This window comes from Romboutsia sp. LXY-2 (genome assembly GCF_056171995.1).
Window position 1 is genome coordinate 799,376 of sequence record NZ_JBKFGI010000001.1, and the last position, 20,339, is coordinate 819,714.

Consider the following 20,339-nt stretch of genomic DNA (forward strand, 5'->3'; position numbering starts at 1 on the left):
CAACTAGTTTTCAAAAGTTACTTTTTTAACTTTCTACAGACGCTAATTCCTTTTCAAATTCTTCATCATCTTTCGCCCATTCTAGTGATCTTTGTACTGCTTTTTTCCACCCTTTATATAATACTGATCTTTTTGCTTCACTCATTTCTGGTGAAAAATCTTTATCTTTTATCCATGATTTTTTGATATCTTCTTTACTATCATAGAATCCTATTGCAAGACCTGCTAAATATGCAGCTCCTAGCGCCGTTGTTTCCACAACCTTTGGTCTATTAATGTTACTTCCTAATATATCAGACTGGAATTGCATTAAGAAGTTGTTTGCACTTGCTCCTCCATCAACTCTAAGTCCTTTTAACTTAAGTCCTGAATCTTCTTCCATTGCATTAAGAACATCTTTTACTTGATATGCAATGGATTCTAATGTAGCACGAACTAAGTGTGCTCTGTTTGCTCCACGAGTAAGACCCATTACACTTCCTCTAGCATACATATCCCAATATGGTGCTCCAAGTCCAGCAAAAGCAGGTACCACATATACACCATTTGTATTATCAACACTTTGAGCATAGAACTCACTTTGCTTAGCATCATATAATATTCTAAGCTCGTCTCTTAGCCATTGTATAGCTGCACCACCTATAAATATACTTCCTTCAAGTGCATACTCTACCTTTCCATCTACACCCCAAGCTATAGTAGTTAGTAATCCATTTTTAGATTCAACCATTTTTTCTCCAGTGTTCATTAACATGAAACATCCTGTTCCGTAAGTATTTTTAGCGCTACCTTCTTCAAAACATGTTTGTCCAAATAATGCTGCTTGTTGATCTCCTGCACATCCTGCTATTGGAATTTGTGCTCCAGATAACATTCCTTCATCAGTATATCCATAAACACAGCTTGATGGTTTAACTTCTGGTAACATACTCTTTGGTATATCTAATATTTCTAGTATTTCATCATCCCATTTTAAATCTTTTATATTATAAAGCATCGTTCTAGCTGCATTTGAGTAATCAGTTACATGTACTTTACCACGAGTTAAGTTCCATATTAACCAAGTGTCTACTGTCCCAAATAATAACTCACCATTTTCTGCTTTTTCTCTTGCACCTTCAACATTATCAAGTATCCACTTAATCTTAGTACCTGAGAAATATGCATCTAGAATAAGACCTGTTTTCTCTTTTATCATATCTTTGTGACCGTTAGCTTCTATTTCATCACATATATTTGAAGTTCTTCTACATTGCCACACTATTGCATTGTATACTGGTTTACCAGTATTTTTATCCCATACTATAGTAGTTTCTCTTTGATTAGTTATACCAATAGCTGATACCTGTTCTGGTCTTATACCATTAGTTTCTAAAACTTCTCTCATTACACCACTTTGGCTTCCCCATATTTCCATTGGATTATGTTCTACCCAACTTGGTTTTGGATAAAATTGAGTAAATTCTTTTTGTGATACTGCTACTATATTTCCTTGTTTATCAAATAATATCGCTCTTGAACTTGTTGTACCTTGGTCTAGTGCCATTATATATTTCTTTTCCATGACTTATAACCCCCAATAATTTATTATTTAATATTAATAATCTAATTTAAAACTTTTTACCTTTTTGCAATTTATTACTAATTTGTAGCTAATATCATTTTTAAATTGTTACTTATATAATTCATCAAATGACTTATAGGTCATTTGTTTGTGACCTAATTATTTATAATTAATTTTATTTAATGATTTAATTTAAGCTGCTTTACTTTTATGCTCTTCTGTAGAATCTTCCATATATCTTCTTACACCTTTATCAAATACAAATCCTGCAATAACAGCTCCTATTATTGGACCAACTATTGGTACCCAGAAATACATGTTAGGACCTAGTGCGTTAGTTCCCCATCCTGCTATCATTGCAAATAATTTTGGACCAAAATCTCTTGCTGGATTCATTGCAAATCCTGTTAAAACTCCAAAGCTTCCACCTATGATTGCTATTGTTAAACCTATCATAACTGGTGCTAAGTTTGCAGCAGGTCTATTTGAATTTTTAGCTTCTCCCACTGCTAGTATTACCATAACTAAAAACATTGTTATTATAATTTCTACAAATAATGCTTGTATTGTACTTATCTCTGAATGAGGATATGTTGAGAATATCCCTGCAGTTGCAATACCATCTGCACTTGTTCTTACTATATTATTAGCTGCCTCAAAAGATATAAATAGGTTTTTGAATAAGAAGTACACTGTTGCTGCTCCTACAAAACACCCCAATATCTGTGCTACTATGTAAGGTAAAACTTTTTTCTTTGGAAAATCTCTGTGTACCATTAGTGCTATTGTTACTGCTGGGTTAATATGAGTTCCTGATACTGCTCCTGTAATATATATTGCCATAGTGACAGCTAGACCCCATATAATACTTATTTCCCATTGAGAAATATCTGCTCCGTTTAAAACTAGAGATGCTACAGAACCACATCCGATGAATATTAATATCCATGCACCAATAAATTCAGATAAACATTCTCCAAATAACGTTTTCTTCATTCTTAATTCCCCCTAATTATATTGTTTTTGAAATTTAGGCAAAAAAACAGAGAGAGCCTATAGTTAAGTACTACAGGCTCTCTCTTCTCACGCCTACCTTCTATAAACAATGTTACCATGCAAACATTTTCCGTGTCAATAAAATAGATTGTTAGATATTTAATAAACCAACTTTTCTTACCATATGTCTGATTTGGTAGTTGATACTGCCATTGCACCTGATGCTAGCACATTTATTATTTCTTCTTTTGTGTCAATAAGTCCACCACATATTATTGGAATGTTCGGGTATACATGGTTTATTCTCTTAATTACTTTTGGCATTATTCCTGGCATTATTTCTATTGCATTTGGTTTAACTTTTCTTAAGCTTTCTATAGCACTTTCAACTGACATAGAATCTATGAAGAAGAATCTTTGTACCACTTTAAGATTTAGTTCTAAAGCTCTTTTTACTATGTTGGCTTTTGTTGATATTATTCCATATACGTTTAATTCTCTTTGTAGATAGTCTACTGTTAGAGGACTTGAGGCTAATCCTGATACCATGTCTATATGGATGAATACTTTTTTATCGTGCTTTTGTAAGTATCTTACTTTTTGCGCAAGTGTTAGTATATCTCCATTAAGCATGAACACTACTTCACAATCACATTTTATAGCTTCCTCTAGTTGTTTATCATTTTTTATTGCTGCTATTATTGGATTTATCTCTAATATATCTTTCATGCTCCCCTTTTCCTCTCCTTTTTACACGTTTTTACATATCATGTTTAAGATTATAATACAATTTCTAATTATTTTCTATGTGAAATTGTTATATTTATATTAAATATATTTTTAAGCAAAAAATAAGAGTAATATTTTTATTACTCTTCATGATAAAGGGGTTATTAAGTGATTCTTTTAGAATCTGTAAATTGTATAAAATTTATTTTAAATTAATTGTTAAACCATTGACTAGGTGACTGGTTAATATAATGAGGTGAAAACTCTATGGTCTTATAATCTTGTATTTTATTTAGCTTAAATGGCTCAGAACCTAAATAACTTTCTATATCTTCAATAGATTCTGCTTTCATTATAAATACTGCTCCACTCATATCCTCTTTTAAACCAGACATTAATATTAAGCCTTTATCCATTGCCTTTTGAGAATAAGCCATGTGTTCTTTCATAATATCTTCAGTCATTAAATCTTCATTTTTAATAATACCTTCAACAATAAAATATTTCATTTTGCTATTCTCCTTTGGTTAGTATGTATTTTAACAGGCTTAACTTGTTATTAATAATAAATACCCCCTATATTAACTATTAAACATTAAAAGTTTTATTTCTTAGAATTGTATCTTTTTATTTAAACTTTCATATTAAAATATTTTATTTCATTTTTTCATATTCATCTAAATCCTTAAGGTTCATACTTTCAGAAATACCTATTTTTTCCTTAATTGTATCAAACTTCTCTTTATCAAATGGTCCAGATACTAATACATCCTTTGTGTCTATGATGTAGTAATTATCTAAATTTGTTTTTGCTACTATATATCTTTCCTTGTCATGCCCAACCTGTATTACATACTCACCGTCTTCATAATTTTTATATAATGGCACTAAAACTTTATCATAACTATAATCAGGTGAACCTATGCATATTTTCTCTGCTGATGTTCTTACTACTTTAAATCCATTTATTAGCTCAATTTCATAATCTGCCGCACCTGCACAACCTACTAGTAAAAACATAAATAGAGAAATACTTAAGAATGTTATTATCCTTTTCAATATCAAAACCTCCTATTTTAGACAGTCTTTAGGAACCATGTTAACAACCGTGTCAATTATTTACATTAGCTCCTTTATCTACTCCCCTGTAAGTTTAGCTTACTATTAATTTGTACTTACTATTATATCGTATTTATTTAATTTTATATTGTAATCTATATATACATCTTTTTTGTCTTCATTTAAAGCTACTATACTTATAGTTTTAGCTTTCATATCTTCAAGATTTCCTGTTGATGGTCCAAAACATTCAGCATTTGAACTCGTATCTCCTGGAAGTAATGTATCAAATGATGTTAGATAAGTTGTTTCTCCATTATCTAATTCAAACTCAATACTTACACTTGTTATAGGTAATTTTGAGTTATTTTTAAATTGAGTTTTAAAATATACGTTTCCTATTGAATCTGGATCTAAAACTGTAGGATTTACAAACTCTAATTCTTTTACCGCTACTGGTGATACTTCTTTATTTTCTTCATATTTTGTTTCTAGAACATCATATTTATCTAATTTTATATCGTAATCTATATAATATTGCTTATTCTTATCTATAACTACTATGTTTATAACTTTCACTTTCATGTCTTCAAGATTTCCTGTTGATGGTCCAAAGCATTGAGTTTTTGCACTAGTATCTCCTGGTTTTATAACATCATGTGATGATAAATATGTTGTTTCCCCATTGTCTAGTTCTAGTTCTATGTTTATATTTGTTATTATTTTATCAGAGTTATTTTTAAACTTTGTTACATAGTATCTCGTTCCTATGGAGTCTGGCTCAAGCATTTGATTATCTACAAATTCTAATTCTTTTATTAATACTGGTGCTTCTTTATCTTCTTTAACTATTTGAGTATTGTTTTTATTTTCTGTTGATGTATTATTTTCCTCTGAACTACATCCTACTAATGCCCCTGTGCTTAATATCGCTATTACCGCTATATTCACCATTTTTTTCTTTAATAACATGCCTTATACTCCCCTAACTAATTGATGTCTTTTTGCTACAGGGAGTATTATATATTATTATCTTTGCATAATTTGTCGAAACCTATCATATACATTATTTACCTAAACTTTATCAAATAAATAGCCAAAAGAAGGCAGTAAGCAAAACGCTTACTGCCTTCTTAATAAAAGGTTGGTATAAATGTGTATCTTAATTTTATCCATCTAAGATTTATTTATACATGTTTTTAAAATTTATTTATTTGCATTTATTAATTCTTCAACTTTACCTTTACATCTATGACCTTTACATGCTCCACCTGTAGCTCCAGTTTTTTCTTTAACTGCTTCTACTGTATTAGCTCCTTCTTTTATAGCTTTAACTATACTTTCTTCACTTATATTATTACATAAACATACTATATTATCTTTACTCATATTTATGCTCCTTACTTTGTTTTAAAAGTTTCACAGTTTGTTTCTGTGTAAATATTAACATTGTTTCCTGATACTGATATAGCATCTGCACTACATAATTTATTGTTATTGTAGCTACAGCTAATAACTTCACATACTAAACAATCACAAGCACCTTTAGAATTAGTATTATTTGTAAGAGTTGAATAGTGTTCTTTATCTAGGAAAGAACCACAGCAAGTATCACATGCTGACTTTGCTCCTTTTCCTCCTATATTAACACGGTTTGCATAGCAAGTTCCACTATTGTTATGAGAACAGTTATTTACACCACAATCTATTTTATTCATTTTAATTCCTCCTTTATATATGTAATCTCTTATTTAGAAAAATATCTATCTAGTAATCCTTTAAATGCTTTACCATGTCTTGCTTCATCTTTACACATTTCATGAACAGTGTCATGTATTGCATCTAAGTTGTGTTTTTTAGCAAGCCCAGCTAAATCTTTTTTACCAGCACAAGCTCCATATTCAGCTTCAACTCTAGCAGATAAATTAGACTTAGTATCATTAACTACTACTTCTCCTAATAACTCTGCAAATTTAGCAGCATGTTCAGCTTCTTCAAAGGCTATTCTTTTGTATGCTTCTGCCACTTCTGGGTATCCTTCTCTGTCAGCTTGACGACTCATAGCTAAGTACATTCCTACTTCTGTACATTCACCCATAAAGTTTGCTCTTAATCCGTCTATTATCTCTGGGTCTATATCTTTAGCTATTCCTATTCTGTGCTCATCAGCCCAAGTAAGATCTCCCTTTAATTCGTCAAATTTGTCTGCTCCAACTTTACATACTGGACAAACTTCAGGAGGTTCATTTCCTTCATGTATGTATCCACATACTGTACAAACATATTTCTTCATTTCTTATCTCCTTTTTATTGCGATAATAATTTTTAATACATAGTTATTATGTGGAAACTATTTATTTATATTCACTAAAAAAATGTTGTAGTTGCTTTTTTGAATGGTTAAATTTTTGTAAGTTGTATGATTAAAAGTTAGGTATTAATATTTTTTTGATTTAAAAGTCATACATAAAAAATAGCAACTATATTAGATAATTTTTTATATCTAACATAATTGCTATAATTGGATTTCTTACTTTAAAGATTTATTTTCGACTAAGTTACTTTTTATTATTAGTGATACTTTTTTACAATAAATTAAAAAGGTCTTCTATTTCTTTTTCTTCTTCTATTCGTAGTGTTTATTCTATTTCTTCTGTTTCGCCTATTTCTTCTATTAATAAATCTAATAATATAAGCTAAAGCTGCTACTGCTGCAATAATTCCTACAATAGTAATTGCGTAAAGTGCTATATTTGCTTTAATTAAATCAAATACTGATAAGTCTACTTTACCAGATGTTTTTATCTTATAATTTTGTATTGAAAAAGTTAGTTCAATATCCTTATTAGCTAATTTCCATGCACTTTTGTCATTTTCATTAGATTCTATTTTTACGTTTTTATCATTGATATCATTTTTGTAGTACATTATATCTTCTGATGCTAAAACAGGAACTTCTACACTCTTTTTAGGTCCAAATAATCCAAATGCTTTGTACTCTAGATTAAGTTTGCTAATCTCTTCGCCTTCTTTTTTAAATACTTGCTTTTTAGAATCATATCCGTAGTCTGCAATCTTTTGTGTATCATTAAATACATTTGTACCATCTGCTCCATATTGAGATTTAAGAGCTACAGTAACTAAATTTCTACCATCTCTTTCAAAGAAACCAACAAAGCAATGACCTGCTTTAACTTCGTTTCCTGTCTTTCCACCTATGTTACCATATTGACCAATTATTTTATTTCTTGATTCAACTAAAATAGGTGTTCCTTCTATCTTAATAGATGTATTTTTGTATTTATCTGAAATAATTTCTTTAATCCATTCATTTTTATAAGCTTCTTTTGCGATTATTGCTATATCATATGCACTAGATAAGTTAATTTCTTTATTGTCTGGGTTTAAAGCATCGTTTTCTAATCCACATGGATTTACTATATGTGTATTTTTTAAACCAAGTGAATTTACTTTATCGTTCATCATCTTTACGAAATCATTAGTATTTCCAGCTACAGAGTCTGCCATTAAGTATGCTGCATCATTAGCTGAAAAAATCAAAACTGCTTTCATAAGATCATTACTTGAAATTTTATCTCCTGGATTAATATTTTTAAAGTTGTTTAATGCTGTTTGAGTAGTTTTAAGTGCATCTTCAGTAAAAGGTATCATTGCTGTTTTTGAAGTATTTTCTGCAAAAATTAATGATGTTAATAATTTAATTGTACTTGCTACAGGACGTTGTTCATCTGCATTTTTTGATGCTATAATTTCCCCTGTATCTATGTCCATTACTATTGCTGATTCTGCTATTAATCCTGGGATTTGACCTGCGTTATCTTGTGCTCTTACTACACTGTTAACAGATGTTAATGTTATTATTAAAATTGTTAAAATTAGTGATTTGAAAAATTTCATTTTTCTTGTTTAAAACCTCTTTTCTTGCCTTTATTATCAATAGTTATGATTAGCGTTTTTATTATATTCTTTCATATTATATCATTTTAAGTAAAAAAAAACATTGATAAAATTATCAATGCCATAATAAGTTGATGTAACCACTTATATAATTACTGTTTTTTTGCGACCTCATTTTTATAAATTTCTATGAAAGTATCTCTAAAGCACATATTCTTGATTGAAAATAATAGTCCCAAAATCAAGCCTTCTACTCCCTCACTTAAAGTAAATCTAGTAATTCCTAGCATTATTGCTAGACCTAATATATTAATATTTCTTTTATATTTGCGTCTATTTTCTTCATTCAAATGTTCTATTTTTCTTTGTATTGGCTCAAATATACCGTAGATACTATAGTTTATTTTATAAAATAAAAAATCGAATGTTATTACCCACAAACAACATGATAAAACTAATATCATATTTCTTCCTCCCTAATCCTTAGTGTTACCTTTGACCTATAATAGCTTGATATATAATAATGGTTGTCAGTATTAAAAATATAGATGGGTAATAAATAGTTTTAACTACCACTTTCTTTGAGCTTTTGTATTCATCTAAAGATATGTATGCTCCTTCAGCAAAATGTAAATATAATCCTAAAGATATAATATCTCCTCTTTTTAATAAAATACCAGCTATCATAAATATTGCACTCAATATTGAAATTGAGTATAAAAAAAACTTTTTCAAAATAACACCTCTTTTTACAAATATTAAACTTTGTAAAAACACAAAACCATAATTTTATTGCTTTGTGTTTTATGAAATCCTAATTATTAATCGTTATTTTTTTATTTAATTTTTGTCTAAATCTTCATCTAAATCTTCATCTAAATTTTCATCTAAATTTTCATCTAGTACGAAATCAACTTGAAAAACAAATACATCTGAGTCAGATTCATTTAAGAGAATATAATATACTGCATTTTCATCAAAATTTCCTCTTCTTTTAACTTGGAATTTAAAATCATTAGAATTTGTTTTGTCTAAATTATAGGTTTCTCTTTCAATTACTCCTCTATTATCTTCAAGTACGTTATAGTAATCTTCTCCAATAGTTAGCTTATCTAAGTTACTTTCTATTAATTTAACGTTTAGAAGGTTCTCAAGTTCTGATGTTTGAATAACTGGTAGTTCCTCATAATTAAAGTCAAAACCTTCAGGATAATAATTAGGTTCTATTATTTTATTAGTTCCTTCTACGCTTATTTCTATTCTTGGAATTTCTTTTTCTTGAGATGTTTTTGAATAGTAGCTATACCCTACCCCTACTAATAATACACCTATAATTATTATAATTTTTTTCTCCACTAATCCTCCCTCTTTTATGTAATACATAATCCCCATAAGTAAGTATAGCATAACTTGAATTATCATCTGCTATAAGTATACTTCACACATATTAATTTAAATCTATTTTCTCAACTAAAAAAACTCACCTTCATATTTAAAGGCAAGTTTTTTATGTTTAATAGTTTAATCTCATTTTTATCCTATTCTTTTCAGAAACTTTTTTTACTATACTTACTATTAAAAGCTCTAAAATACTTATAATAACTATTGTTCCTCCTGGAGCAAAGTCTAAGTAGAAAGATGCAATAACTCCACCAATAGTAGCTATTTCTCCAAAAATTATAGCGTAGACTACTGATTGCTTAAAGCTTTTTGCTATTTTTAAACTTGTTGCAACAGGTATTGCTATTAATGATGATACTAATAACACACCTACTACTCTTAAAGTAATAGTGATACTAGCTGCTGCTAAAATCATAAATATACCGTTTATTAATTTAACTGGTATTTTAGAGAACTTAGCATTTTCTTCATCAAAAGTTATATAAACAAGCTCTTTAAAAAATATAGATATAAAACCAATAATTGCTATAGCTGTAATAATTATTATTGCTATGTCTTCTTTATTTACCGTGGCTATACTTCCATACATAAATGAAAATAAGTCAAAATTCACATTTGATGCACTTATTAATATACCTGAAATAGCAACACCTAAAGCCATTATTATTGCAATTGATAAGTCTGCATATTCCTTTAGGGTTACCCTTAGCCTATCAATTACTAAAGCTGCAATACTTGATGCTACTAATGAGCCTAGTATTGGATTTATATTTAATAAAGTTGCTCCTGCTATTCCTGATAAAGCTATATGGGATAAGCTATCTCCTATAAGTGAAAGCCTTTTAAGAACTATAAATATTCCCATAAGAGGGCAAATTAGACCTACTACACTTGATGCAATAAGTGCTCTTGTCATAAAATCATACTGAAAAATCTCCAAATCTATCCCTCCATTACACTAGCTTAAAAGCTCTAATATCATATTTTTACTTATTTCATTATTTTCATTTTCTATTACTTTTACACTTTTATCTTTTATTAAAGCTATTTTTTTCACTTCTTCTTTTACTATAAATAAGTCATGAGAGACTATTACTATAGTAAGGTTTAAGCTTTCATTTAATTCTTTTAGTATCTTGTAAAATTCTTTTTGACCATTTACATCAATACCTACAGTAGGCTCGTCTAAAAATAATATGCTCGGCTTTTTTAATAATTCTCTAGCTATAAATACTTTTTGTTGTTGCCCCCCAGATAAGCTTCCTATTAACTTATCCTTGTAATCATAAATGCCTACTAATTTTAATACTTCATCTACTTCTTCTAAATCTTTTTTCTTAATTCTTTTAAAAAGACCTACTCTTGAACATAAATTCATTGCAACTACTTCTTTTACTGTTGCAGGAAAGGAAGAGGAAAAAGAGTTAGACTTTTGATTTACATATCCTATATGTTGCCAATCATTAAAGTCATTTATATTTTTTCCTTCTATATATATACTTCCTTTTATAGCTTTTATCTGATTTATCATTAGCTTTAATAAGGTACTTTTCCCTGCTCCATTTGGTCCTATTATGCCTATATAATCTCCATCTTTTATGTTTAAGTTTATATTTTCAAATACTGTATTTTGTTCATATCCAAAACTTACATCTTCAAACTTTATGGCTTCACTCATCTTTAACCCCTACTTTAATACTAATTTTAATGTTTCTAAGTTTTTGTTCATTAATGATATATAATCTTCATTATTATCAAAATCAGTTTTATTTACTCCATCTATAGAATATAATACTGCTGTCTCTATTTTTGCTTCACTTGCAATAGTTTTGGCTACCTTTGGATTAACTAAACCATCAAATAATACAAATCCTATTTTATGCTCTTTTGCATAATTTGAGATTTCTGTTATCTTACTTAGAGAGGGTTCTTGATTTGGGCTAATCCCTGTTATTGATAGTTGATTTAGGTTGTATTTTTCACATAAGTATCCATAAGCATCATGTGCTACTATTAATTGATTTTGTTTTAAATCTTTTAGACCTTCATCATAATTTACTTTTAATTCTTCTAATTTTTTTATATATTCATTGTAGTTATTTTCATAGTAATCTTTGTTTTTTCCATCAACTTTTACAAGTGCATTTTTTATATTTTCACATTGCTTCATTGCTAAATCAATGTCTAACCAAACATGAGGGTCATATTCTCCATGACTATGTTCATCATGTTCATCAATATCATCGTCATGAGATTTAGCTTCACTGTCATGATCTTCTTCATGATCGTGATCTTCTTCTTCATATTTTAAAGGAGTAATTCCATTAGTTGCTTCTACTATTAATAAATCTGACTCACTTTCTATTTTGTCAGCAAAAGTGTCCATACCTAATCCATTTTTTATTAGTAAATCTGCATTTTGTATGTCTTTTAGTGTTTTTGGTGTTATTTCATAATCATGTGGTTCTGTACCTGGTGGTACTATGTAATTTAAGTCAACTTTATCTTTTCCTATATTTCTTGCAAAGTCATACACTGGAAATACTGTTGTGTATACTACTGTTTTATCTTCTGAATTTTTTGTTTCTACTTTTTTTGAACATCCTACTATATTAAGACCTATTACTAGACTTATCATTGCTAACCATAGTTTTTTCATAATTTTATCCTTTCACATTTTATTTGTGCCTTTTATAATATTTCCCATTTAAGTTATTCTTAAAACATTTCTTTATTAATTGATATTAATTATCAAACTCATTATATATTATACATTATGTACCTGTATATTAGTCAATAGCTAAATAAAAAAATTCGCTTCGCTTGAGCGGCTACGTCTGCGAACTACTTCACATTCCGTTGCTCAAGTTTAAAGCGGTGGGGATTATAAAAAAACTCTAAAGTATATCTATACTTTAGAGTTTTATATATTTTAATGACCTGAAGCCATTTCTAATCCACCTGGCTTGTTATGATATGCCATATTATCTATTAATGCCAAACATGAATCACTTAATCCTATTAAATTGGTGCTAACACCATTTTGATGGTATTTAATAACTACTTTATCTATAGAATCAACAGCAGATTCATCCCAAACTTTGACCTTTGTAAAATCAATATCTATTGAATATAGTTTTTCATTATAATCAAAGCTATTTATAAATTTAGTAGTTGAAGCGAAAAATAATTGACCTTGGACTTCATATTTAACATATCCATGTACTTCATGTCTATCAACACTTATCTCAGATATTTTAGATGCAAAAGCTATTGCACTTGTTATTATTCCAACAATAACTCCATAAGCTAAGTTGTGAGTTAATATAACTACTAAAACTGTAGCTAGCATTACTACTGTATCTGATTTTGGAACTTTTGAAATTCTTTTTATTGAAGCCCAGTTAAATGTAGTTATAGATACAACTACCATAACTGCAGCTAAAGATACTACTGGAATTTGAACTACAAACTTATTTAATAATATTATAGAAAATAACATAGCCGTTCCTGCTGTAAGAGTAGATAATCTACCTCTACCACCATAGCTATTATTTATAATAGTTTGTCCTATCATTCCACATCCTGCTATACCGCCAAAGAAACCTGCTACTACATTTGCAAGACCTTGACCTATACACTCTTTATTTTTGTCACTTGGAGTATTTGTTAAGTCATCAACTAATTGAGATGTAAGTAGTGACTCAACGATTCCAACTAATGAAACTGATAATGCATATGGCAATATTATCATTAATGTTTCCATATTAAATGGAACATTTGGTATTAAAAATTTTGGTAATTCACTAGTTATTTCGCCCATGTCTCCTAAAGTCTTAACATCTATATTAAATATGCTTACTATTATTGTAATAGTTATTATTGCTATTATTGGAGATGGTATTGCTTTTGTTAACTTAGGTAATAAGTAAATAATTACTATTCCTATTGCTCCTAATAATAATAATATCGGTGCCCCTTTAAAATGATCAATCTGAGATTGGAACATTAATATACCAAGAGCATTTACGAAACCGATCATAACTGGCTTTGGTATAAATTTCATTAGGTTGCCTATTTTTAAATATCCAAGTATTACTTGTATAATTCCCGTAAGTATTGTTGCTGCAAGCAAATACTCTATTCCATAATCTCTTACTAAACTAGCAAGCACTAATGCTGTAGCTCCTGCAGCTGCAGAAATAAGACCTGGTCTACCACCAAATATTGATGTAATTAAAGATATACAAAATGATGCATATACTCCAACCATAGGGTCAACTCCTGCTACTATGGAAAATCCTATTGCCTCTGGTATAAGCGCCATACACACTACAATACCTGCTAATAAATCTCCTTTAGCATTTCCTAACCATTCTTCTTTCCTTTGCCTCATAAAATTCCTTCTTTCTTTATTAAATTTTTAGTTAACCATTATTAATACCGTTATTATAAAGGCTTTTACTTTTATTTGCTTTTTTACAACGCTTCTACTTTAACTTATCTAATATATTATTAATCTTTTTGGATATGAAAGTCTAAATTTAAATTTATATGATTACAGAAAAAAAGACTATATTATATATAGCAAATTGCTCTATATAATATAGTCGCTTGCACTACTATCTCCATATGCTTCTAGTGCCCAAATACGAAGCATACTTCATCGATACTGACTCTTATTACATTTAGGTTCATGTATTACATTGGGTATATCTGTTAATTTAGGTTTATGTATTACATTAGGTTTATGGAAGATACTTAGATTTTAGCAATATAACTGCAACAGAAGTGCAACAAATAACTTAAATTATAAAAAATTTAAGTTTTTTTATTTTCGTATTAATTTATGTACTTCTTTTTATATCAAATCATTGGAATAAGTAATATCTAAACCAATTTAAAATCTATATATTTGTTTATTTAAATATTCTACAGTAAATTCTGACCAGCTATATTGTGTCATATACTCTCCACAGTAGGAATTTATCGCTTGAATATCTCCATTTATAAACTTATAATAATCACAGTCTATAATTTCTATATTTAGAGCTAATTCGCCTCTACTTTTTATTATAATATCATCTATGCCAGCAGATTTAAATGAACTTATAAGGTCTGACACTAGATTTCTTAAATTACTTTGTATAGATGTAGTCTCTGGACTGTCTTCCCATAATACTGCCATAATCTCTCTAAGAGTTACATTTGCTCCACGCTTATTAACTAAATAAGCAAAAAGTTCTTTGGTTCTATTTCTTGAAAACTTTAAAGGCTTATTGTCTACAAATACTTCAAAGTTTCCAAAGGTTTGAACTCTTACTCTTTTTTTATTTTGGCTTGGAGATTTTATATCTTTAATATGATCTATTTCTAATTTTAATTCTTCCCTGGATGCTGGCTTCATAATATAACCTGAGGCATGTACCTTAAAAGCATCAAGAGCATATTCACTATAACCAGTTAAAAATATTATAGGTATATCCTTATCTATTTCCTTAATATTTTTTGCCAAAACTAATCCACTCATTTTTTTCATATTTATATCTAAAATAGCAATATCAATTTTACCTTCATCATTAGATAAATATTCTAAAGCTTTACCTGGAAATCTAAATTTTATTATTTCTACATTTTCATATAAATCCTTTATCATAAATTCAGTACGTTGAAGAGCTATTTGTTCATCATCTACTAATAATATTCTCATATATCTCCCACCTTTTTTGGTATTATTACTTTAGCAACTGTACCTTCTCCTATTTTACTTTCTATTATTAATTCACCACTACACATAGATTTTAATCTTTCCTTAGTGTTTTTTATTCCTATATGACTTCTGTCATCTTCTTTTTCTTTTGCAGTATCAAATCCAATTCCATTGTCAGTAATTTTTACATACCAATTATATTCATCTTCATAGGTTTTAATTAATACTTCTCCACCTTCTTCAGAATCCATTAATCCATGCTTTATTGCATTTTCTACTAAAGGCTGTACTGTTAAAGCTGGTAAGAAAAACTCTGTTGTATTTATATCATAAACCACTTTTATATCTGGAAATCTTATTTCTTCTATGGCAAGATAACACTTTAAATGTTCTAACTCTTGAACAAAGGTTATGGTGTTCTTTCTAGTTATAGAATCAAGATTTCCTCTTAAATATTTAGCAAACTTTTCAGTAATAGAAGATGCTACCTTTGGACTTGTTTCACAAAGATAACAAATAGTGTTTAAGGTGTTATATAAAAAGTGAGGCTGAATCTGACTAAACATAATACTAATCTTTGCTTGTACAAGTTCAGTTTCCATATGTTGTAGCCTTTTTTCTTCATTTACTGTATTTTGAACACTTTTAATAAACTGTCTAAATAAGACTACACAAGTTAAAATAATACTACCTTTTATAACATAGCTTACCAAACCAAGGTAAGGCCAATAAGATGTTATTTCTAAAAAAGAACCAATTAGTAGTGGATATAGACCTATAAAAAGTTCTGTGTATTCTCTATTTTTTACTACTACAACTTCATAACATGAACATATAAAAATTATCATAGATACTATTATATTTATAAAAATAAATATTGGTAAAAAACTTGCCATATCATACATACCAGTAATTTGTATTGTAAAAGTAAAAATTAAAAATAGCGAAAATACCATTGTGCATATTCTATAAATTTTTTGTACTAATTCTCTAGTGTACGAGCTAAACACCATAATAACTGATATTGGTAAAACATATGCCACAAGAATATCTAAAAGATTAAGATATTCTGGATTTCTTATAATCAATGGCATTAAATCAAAGCAAGCATCCATAATTATATAAGATCCAACTACGAAAATCATAAAGGATATTGCCATACTACGATCCATATATTTACGCTTATATAAAAATGATACAAAGGAATAAACAAATAGACCTATTCCTATCATTGAAAAGGCAAAAGCAAATAATAGTGTTGAGCCATGCTCTGATATAAGCTGTTGATATAAGAAGTATGAGTATCCACTTTGTAAATCATTAAAGAATATTGAAAATACAGGAGTTGCCATGTTTTCATAAACATTTTCTAAAATAATTTCTATTTCATCTTCTGTAGTTATTCCCTTGGAAATATAATTTCGCCATGTTATCCCAGGAGATTCAAAAATACTATCATTATCTTCACCAAAAGTTAAAACAGTCTCGTCATTTATTTTAAAAGTTATTTTTAGATTGCATAGGTGAAACAATATTTCCTCATATGGTGGTATTTTCCTTGAAAAATGCCCTTTGATTACCACATTATGAGCCTTTGAATCATCAAGTACCTTATAATCTGTTAAGGGCTTTTCATCTGAATTATCTATTGAATAGGTTCCAATAATGTTCAAATGCTTTGTTGCTTTATATCTATAAGAAAATTGATTACTAGTAATAGCACAGCCAAGAACATAAAAAAATAGAGCTATTGCTACGGTAACTGTAATATAGTAAGATGTTTTTTTCATTTTATGTAATTCCTTTATATATTTTCTCTTTTTATATTTTTCTTTATGTAAGTTATTTCCCAATTATTAGGTTAATATTATCATAGGGATATATAAAATACAATAAATCTAACCTATGGACAATATGTATTTATGTCTTTATAATATACTTAAATTTTTAAATTATAATATTAAATTTATTATTTATCATATATTTGGGGGAATATTATGAAGAGGTTTTTTAGAAATACGATTAATATAGTATTAATCCTTTTGCTATGTTTTATCTTATATCAAATTTTTTTAAAGTCCACTGATTACAAGAAAGCATCAGATATTTATGAAGAAATCTTGGTAGAAAAGGAAGATAATTATAACAATCTTGTACATATTAATCCTGACTTTAAGTTTTGGATTGAAGTAGAAAATACAAATATTAATTATCCGGTTTTACAGTCTGATAACAATGAGTTTTATTTAAGTAGGGATATTTATAAAAATGATTTAAGCTCTGGTAGTATTTTTATGGACTATAGAAATGACTTTGAGAAAGATCCCAATGTTATTATTTATGGTCATAATATGAAAAACAATACTATGTTTGAAAACTTGAATAAATTCAAGGATGAGGGCTTTTTCTATGATGGCAATAAAATTAAGATAATTACTAGCGATAAAGAATATGTTTATGAGGTATTTTCTGCTTATTATATTGATGCAAGTTATGATTATCTTGTTCCTAGATTTGATAGTGATATGGACTTTGAAAAATACTTAGAGGAAATTAAAAAACTTTCTATTTGTGATAGCAGTACTCAGGTTAGTAGCTCTGATAAAATAATTACTTTATCTACTTGTAGCTACGAAGGGGAAAATACTCGTACTGTGGTTCATGGTAAGTTGATTTCTTCTCATAATAAGTAAAACTTTTTATGAAATAAATAAAAAAACCTATAAAGTAAGCTTAATTAAACTATACTTTATAGGTATTTTTTTATCTTTTATTAATCTATGTTTTTAACTATATAATTAGCTTTACTCCTTACTACATCCCTTGCAATTAGAGTGATTTGAACATTTGTAACAACCATAATCTTCACTGCCTTTTTCCTTGTGGTATTTAATTATGGGCCTAATAGCCATTACTAATACTAAAGTTACCACCACTATTACTATTAAATTTCCCATATAAAATCTCCTTTAATAAATTATTGTACCACTACTTTAGATACTATCTTTTGTTCTTCTTTACTATTAGCTTTTATTTTATATCCTATGAATAGTATAGCCCCAAGTAATATTATAACTGCAGGCACAAATCCTTCTCCTAATTGCTTGTAAGCTACTATTGTACCTACTTGATAAACTACCATTGATACTAAGTATCCTACACTTATTTGAAGTAATATAGTATTTCTTAGCCAAGTCTTTGATTTCATTTCTGATCTCATAGCACCTATAGCTGCAAAGCAAGGAGGTGTAAGTAAGTTGAATAACATAAATGAAAAGGCAGATACTGCTGTTATTCCCATAACCTCTTGAACCATCATTCCATTAACTAATTCAAAGTCTCCATTTATAGCACTACTCATTGAGTAAACTACTGCTAAAGTACCAACAACTTCTTCCTTAGCTATAAATCCTGTTATAGCTGCTGCTGCAAGTTGCCATACCCCTATTCCTATAGGTATAAGTAATAATGCAAATGGTGCTGCTATAGTAGCTAATATAGATGCATCTACTGCATCTCCTACTAACTGTAATCTAAAGTTAAATGAAGACATTATAAATATTACTGTATTACAAACTATTATAATAGTAGCAGCTCTACTTACAAAGTCTTTACCTGTTTCTATCATTTTGAAAAATGCTCTTTTTAAACTAGGTATACGATATTGTGGTAATTCTATTATAAAGTAATTTTTCATATTTTTTGTTCCTGTTGCTTTCTTTAAAAGTAAGCCTACACCTATTATAACTCCAAATGTTATAAGGTAAGTAAGAGGAAACATAAATGCTTGATTTGGGAAAAATGCCGCTGTAAATAATGCTATTATTGGTATTTTTGCACCACATGGAACAAATGGTGTAAGCATTGCTGTAAGACGACGTTGTTTTTCATCTTTTATAGTTCTAGTTGCCATTATTCCAGGTATAGAGCATCCATAACCTACTATCATTGGTATTATAGATTTTCCTGATAATCCAACTTTTCTAAATAATGGGTCAAATATAAGAGCTATACGAGCCATGAATCCACTGTCTTCTACTAATGATAATAAGAACATTAATACCATTACTAAAGGAACAAATCCAACTACCGCTCCAACTCCACCTATTATACCATCAGTTAATAATGCGTTTAGGAAGTCATTAGTTCCCATATTTGCTAACTGATCTGCTACTGTACCTTGGAAAGATTCTATTAATCCAACTAAAGTATCTGCAACTAATGGACCTAAGGTATTTATTGCTAAATTAAATATGATTGCCATTACTAAAACAAAAAGTCCTGTCCCTATTATAGGGTTAGTTACAAACTTATCTACTTTATCTTCTAAAGTTTCTTCATAAGTCTGGATTATTCTTTTTTCAACTTGAGATATTATGTTATTAACTATTTTAAATCTTTCTTTATCTTGCTTTTCTTCATTGTTTATATTTGATAATTTTTCAAATGAATTCTTTTGTATATTTAATTTTGATGACTCTACTGATTGAGCTATTAAATTATGTAATCCTTCGTTTTTTGCTGCTGATAATTCTACAACCTTACAATTTAAAAGACTTTCTAATTTTTTTATATTTATTTCTGTCATAGACTTTGATATATCTATTTTATTTAATGCTACAACTACTGGTATTCCTATTTCTAATAATTGTGTAGTAAAGAATAAACTTCTATTTAAGTTTGTTGAGTCTACTACATTTATTATAACGTCTGGATTTTCTTTTTTTATAAAGTCTGTAGTTATACTTTCTTCACTTGTGTATGGTCTTATTGAGTATGCCCCTGGTAAATCTATAATATCTATTTCTTTTCCTAAGCTACTTTTTAATTTTGCCTCTTTTTTGCTAACTGTAACTCCTGCCCAGTTACCAACGTATTCTTGCTTTCCTGTTAGGGCATTGTATAGTGTTGTTTTACCACTATTTGGATTCCCTGTTAAAGCTATTTTCATGATCTCATCTC

22 protein-coding genes and 1 riboswitch are annotated in these 20,339 nt (G+C 28.6%); of the genes, 1 reads left to right on the plus strand and 21 read right to left on the minus strand.

Translation table 11 applies throughout. The features are described from left to right. Positions 1-25: 25 nt before the first annotated feature. The 19 genes from glpK to ACI48P_RS03955 all read right to left on the minus strand — a co-directional run bounded on the left by glpK (position 26) and on the right by ACI48P_RS03955 (position 17,167). Positions 26-1,564 (minus strand): glycerol kinase GlpK, encoded by a 1,539-nt coding sequence (gene glpK, locus ACI48P_RS03865; protein WP_475213638.1) that lies wholly within the window; start codon positions 1,562-1,564, stop codon positions 26-28. Between the two features lie 192 nt (positions 1,565-1,756). After that, the gene (locus ACI48P_RS03870) at positions 1,757-2,560 is read right to left on the minus strand and encodes an MIP/aquaporin family protein (RefSeq protein WP_475213640.1); all 804 of its coding nucleotides are present in this window, start codon (positions 2,558-2,560) and stop codon (positions 1,757-1,759) included. Positions 2,561-2,737: 177 nt separating this feature from the next. Continuing rightward, positions 2,738-3,289: a glycerol-3-phosphate responsive antiterminator gene (locus ACI48P_RS03875; RefSeq protein ID WP_475213642.1), complete on the minus strand. Its 552-nt coding sequence runs from the start codon at positions 3,287-3,289 to the stop codon at positions 2,738-2,740. A gap of 212 nt (positions 3,290-3,501) precedes the next feature. After that, positions 3,502-3,798: a YciI family protein gene (locus ACI48P_RS03880; RefSeq protein WP_475213644.1), complete on the minus strand. Its 297-nt coding sequence runs from the start codon at positions 3,796-3,798 to the stop codon at positions 3,502-3,504. A 145-nt stretch (positions 3,799-3,943) separates the two neighbouring features. Continuing rightward, on the minus strand, positions 3,944-4,348 hold the full coding sequence (locus tag ACI48P_RS03885; RefSeq protein ID WP_475213647.1) for a hypothetical protein: 405 nt from the start codon (positions 4,346-4,348) through the stop codon (positions 3,944-3,946). A gap of 105 nt (positions 4,349-4,453) precedes the next feature. Then, positions 4,454-5,320 (minus strand): hypothetical protein, encoded by an 867-nt coding sequence (locus ACI48P_RS03890; RefSeq protein WP_475213649.1) that lies wholly within the window; start codon positions 5,318-5,320, stop codon positions 4,454-4,456. A gap of 234 nt (positions 5,321-5,554) precedes the next feature. Next, complete coding sequence (locus tag ACI48P_RS03895) at positions 5,555-5,737, minus strand: (2Fe-2S)-binding protein (RefSeq protein WP_475213651.1); 183 nt, start codon at positions 5,735-5,737, stop codon at positions 5,555-5,557. Positions 5,738-5,748: 11 nt separating this feature from the next. Further along, positions 5,749-6,066, minus strand: a complete 318-nt coding sequence (locus ACI48P_RS03900) for a DUF1540 domain-containing protein (protein WP_475213653.1) — start codon at positions 6,064-6,066, stop codon at positions 5,749-5,751. A gap of 29 nt (positions 6,067-6,095) precedes the next feature. Beyond that, positions 6,096-6,641 (minus strand): NADH peroxidase, encoded by a 546-nt coding sequence (locus ACI48P_RS03905; protein ID WP_475213655.1) that lies wholly within the window; start codon positions 6,639-6,641, stop codon positions 6,096-6,098. A gap of 302 nt (positions 6,642-6,943) precedes the next feature. Beyond that, positions 6,944-8,266 (minus strand): D-alanyl-D-alanine carboxypeptidase family protein, encoded by a 1,323-nt coding sequence (locus tag ACI48P_RS03910; RefSeq protein ID WP_475213657.1) that lies wholly within the window; start codon positions 8,264-8,266, stop codon positions 6,944-6,946. A gap of 152 nt (positions 8,267-8,418) precedes the next feature. After that, positions 8,419-8,730: a hypothetical protein gene (locus ACI48P_RS03915; protein WP_475213659.1), complete on the minus strand. Its 312-nt coding sequence runs from the start codon at positions 8,728-8,730 to the stop codon at positions 8,419-8,421. A 25-nt stretch (positions 8,731-8,755) separates the two neighbouring features. Next, positions 8,756-9,001 carry a hypothetical protein gene (locus ACI48P_RS03920; RefSeq protein WP_475213660.1) on the minus strand — a complete coding sequence of 82 codons (246 nt, stop codon included), beginning with the start codon at positions 8,999-9,001 and terminating at the stop codon, positions 8,756-8,758. Positions 9,002-9,106: 105 nt separating this feature from the next. Continuing rightward, positions 9,107-9,622: a hypothetical protein gene (locus ACI48P_RS03925; RefSeq protein WP_475213662.1), complete on the minus strand. Its 516-nt coding sequence runs from the start codon at positions 9,620-9,622 to the stop codon at positions 9,107-9,109. A 157-nt stretch (positions 9,623-9,779) separates the two neighbouring features. Continuing rightward, entirely contained in the window at positions 9,780-10,607 is an 828-nt protein-coding gene (locus tag ACI48P_RS03930; protein WP_475213663.1) for a metal ABC transporter permease, read from the minus strand. A gap of 18 nt (positions 10,608-10,625) precedes the next feature. Further along, a complete protein-coding gene (locus ACI48P_RS03935; protein WP_475213665.1) occupies positions 10,626-11,345 on the minus strand; it encodes a metal ABC transporter ATP-binding protein in 720 nt (239 codons plus the stop codon). Positions 11,346-11,354: 9 nt separating this feature from the next. Further along, complete coding sequence (locus tag ACI48P_RS03940) at positions 11,355-12,326, minus strand: metal ABC transporter solute-binding protein, Zn/Mn family (protein ID WP_475213667.1); 972 nt, start codon at positions 12,324-12,326, stop codon at positions 11,355-11,357. A gap of 273 nt (positions 12,327-12,599) precedes the next feature. Next, a complete protein-coding gene (locus ACI48P_RS03945; protein ID WP_475213669.1) occupies positions 12,600-14,063 on the minus strand; it encodes a SulP family inorganic anion transporter in 1,464 nt (487 codons plus the stop codon). Positions 14,064-14,266: 203 nt separating this feature from the next. Continuing rightward, positions 14,267-14,350, minus strand: a riboswitch (cyclic di-GMP riboswitch). A 217-nt stretch (positions 14,351-14,567) separates the two neighbouring features. Then, positions 14,568-15,377: a response regulator gene (locus ACI48P_RS03950; protein WP_475213671.1), complete on the minus strand. Its 810-nt coding sequence runs from the start codon at positions 15,375-15,377 to the stop codon at positions 14,568-14,570. Continuing rightward, positions 15,374-17,167 carry a sensor histidine kinase gene (locus ACI48P_RS03955; RefSeq protein WP_475213673.1) on the minus strand — a complete coding sequence of 598 codons (1,794 nt, stop codon included), beginning with the start codon at positions 17,165-17,167 and terminating at the stop codon, positions 15,374-15,376. The genes ACI48P_RS03950 and ACI48P_RS03955 overlap by 4 nt, the downstream gene beginning before the upstream one ends. Positions 17,168-17,374: 207 nt before the next feature. Between ACI48P_RS03955 and srtB the strand changes: the two genes are divergently transcribed. Beyond that, positions 17,375-18,070: a class B sortase gene (srtB, locus tag ACI48P_RS03960; RefSeq protein WP_475213675.1), complete on the plus strand. Its 696-nt coding sequence runs from the start codon at positions 17,375-17,377 to the stop codon at positions 18,068-18,070. A gap of 111 nt (positions 18,071-18,181) precedes the next feature. Here srtB and ACI48P_RS03965 read toward each other — a convergent pair whose 3' ends face one another. Both ACI48P_RS03965 and feoB read right to left on the minus strand, forming a co-directional pair. Further along, on the minus strand, positions 18,182-18,334 hold the full coding sequence (locus ACI48P_RS03965) for a hypothetical protein (protein WP_475213677.1): 153 nt from the start codon (positions 18,332-18,334) through the stop codon (positions 18,182-18,184). 20 nt (positions 18,335-18,354) lie between these two features. Continuing rightward, a complete protein-coding gene (gene feoB, locus ACI48P_RS03970; RefSeq protein WP_475213679.1) occupies positions 18,355-20,328 on the minus strand; it encodes a ferrous iron transporter B in 1,974 nt (657 codons plus the stop codon). Positions 20,329-20,339 lie beyond the last annotated feature (11 nt).

Excerpts from the sequence above, each read along its gene's own strand:
- glpK (WP_475213638.1), bottom strand. The coding sequence starts at position 1,564 with ATGGAAAAGAAATATATAATGGCACTAGACCAAGGTACAACAAGTTCA.
- ACI48P_RS03870 (WP_475213640.1), bottom strand. The coding sequence starts at position 2,560 with ATGAAGAAAACGTTATTTGGAGAATGTTTATCTGAATTTATTGGTGCA.
- ACI48P_RS03875 (WP_475213642.1), bottom strand. The coding sequence starts at position 3,289 with ATGAAAGATATATTAGAGATAAATCCAATAATAGCAGCAATAAAAAAT.
- ACI48P_RS03880 (WP_475213644.1), bottom strand. The coding sequence starts at position 3,798 with ATGAAATATTTTATTGTTGAAGGTATTATTAAAAATGAAGATTTAATG.
- ACI48P_RS03890 (WP_475213649.1), bottom strand. The coding sequence starts at position 5,320 with ATGTTATTAAAGAAAAAAATGGTGAATATAGCGGTAATAGCGATATTA.
- ACI48P_RS03895 (WP_475213651.1), bottom strand. The coding sequence starts at position 5,737 with ATGAGTAAAGATAATATAGTATGTTTATGTAATAATATAAGTGAAGAA.
- ACI48P_RS03900 (WP_475213653.1), bottom strand. The coding sequence starts at position 6,066 with ATGAATAAAATAGATTGTGGTGTAAATAACTGTTCTCATAACAATAGT.
- ACI48P_RS03905 (WP_475213655.1), bottom strand. The coding sequence starts at position 6,641 with ATGAAGAAATATGTTTGTACAGTATGTGGATACATACATGAAGGAAAT.
- ACI48P_RS03910 (WP_475213657.1), bottom strand. The coding sequence starts at position 8,266 with ATGAAATTTTTCAAATCACTAATTTTAACAATTTTAATAATAACATTA.
- ACI48P_RS03915 (WP_475213659.1), bottom strand. The coding sequence starts at position 8,730 with ATGATATTAGTTTTATCATGTTGTTTGTGGGTAATAACATTCGATTTT.
- ACI48P_RS03935 (WP_475213665.1), bottom strand. The coding sequence starts at position 11,345 with ATGAGTGAAGCCATAAAGTTTGAAGATGTAAGTTTTGGATATGAACAA.
- ACI48P_RS03940 (WP_475213667.1), bottom strand. The coding sequence starts at position 12,326 with ATGAAAAAACTATGGTTAGCAATGATAAGTCTAGTAATAGGTCTTAAT.
- ACI48P_RS03945 (WP_475213669.1), bottom strand. The coding sequence starts at position 14,063 with ATGAGGCAAAGGAAAGAAGAATGGTTAGGAAATGCTAAAGGAGATTTA.
- ACI48P_RS03950 (WP_475213671.1), bottom strand. The coding sequence starts at position 15,377 with ATGAGAATATTATTAGTAGATGATGAACAAATAGCTCTTCAACGTACT.
- ACI48P_RS03955 (WP_475213673.1), bottom strand. The coding sequence starts at position 17,167 with ATGAAAAAAACATCTTACTATATTACAGTTACCGTAGCAATAGCTCTA.
- srtB (WP_475213675.1), top strand. The coding sequence starts at position 17,375 with ATGAAGAGGTTTTTTAGAAATACGATTAATATAGTATTAATCCTTTTG.
- ACI48P_RS03965 (WP_475213677.1), bottom strand. The coding sequence starts at position 18,334 with ATGGGAAATTTAATAGTAATAGTGGTGGTAACTTTAGTATTAGTAATG.
- feoB (WP_475213679.1), bottom strand. The coding sequence starts at position 20,328 with ATGAAAATAGCTTTAACAGGGAATCCAAATAGTGGTAAAACAACACTA.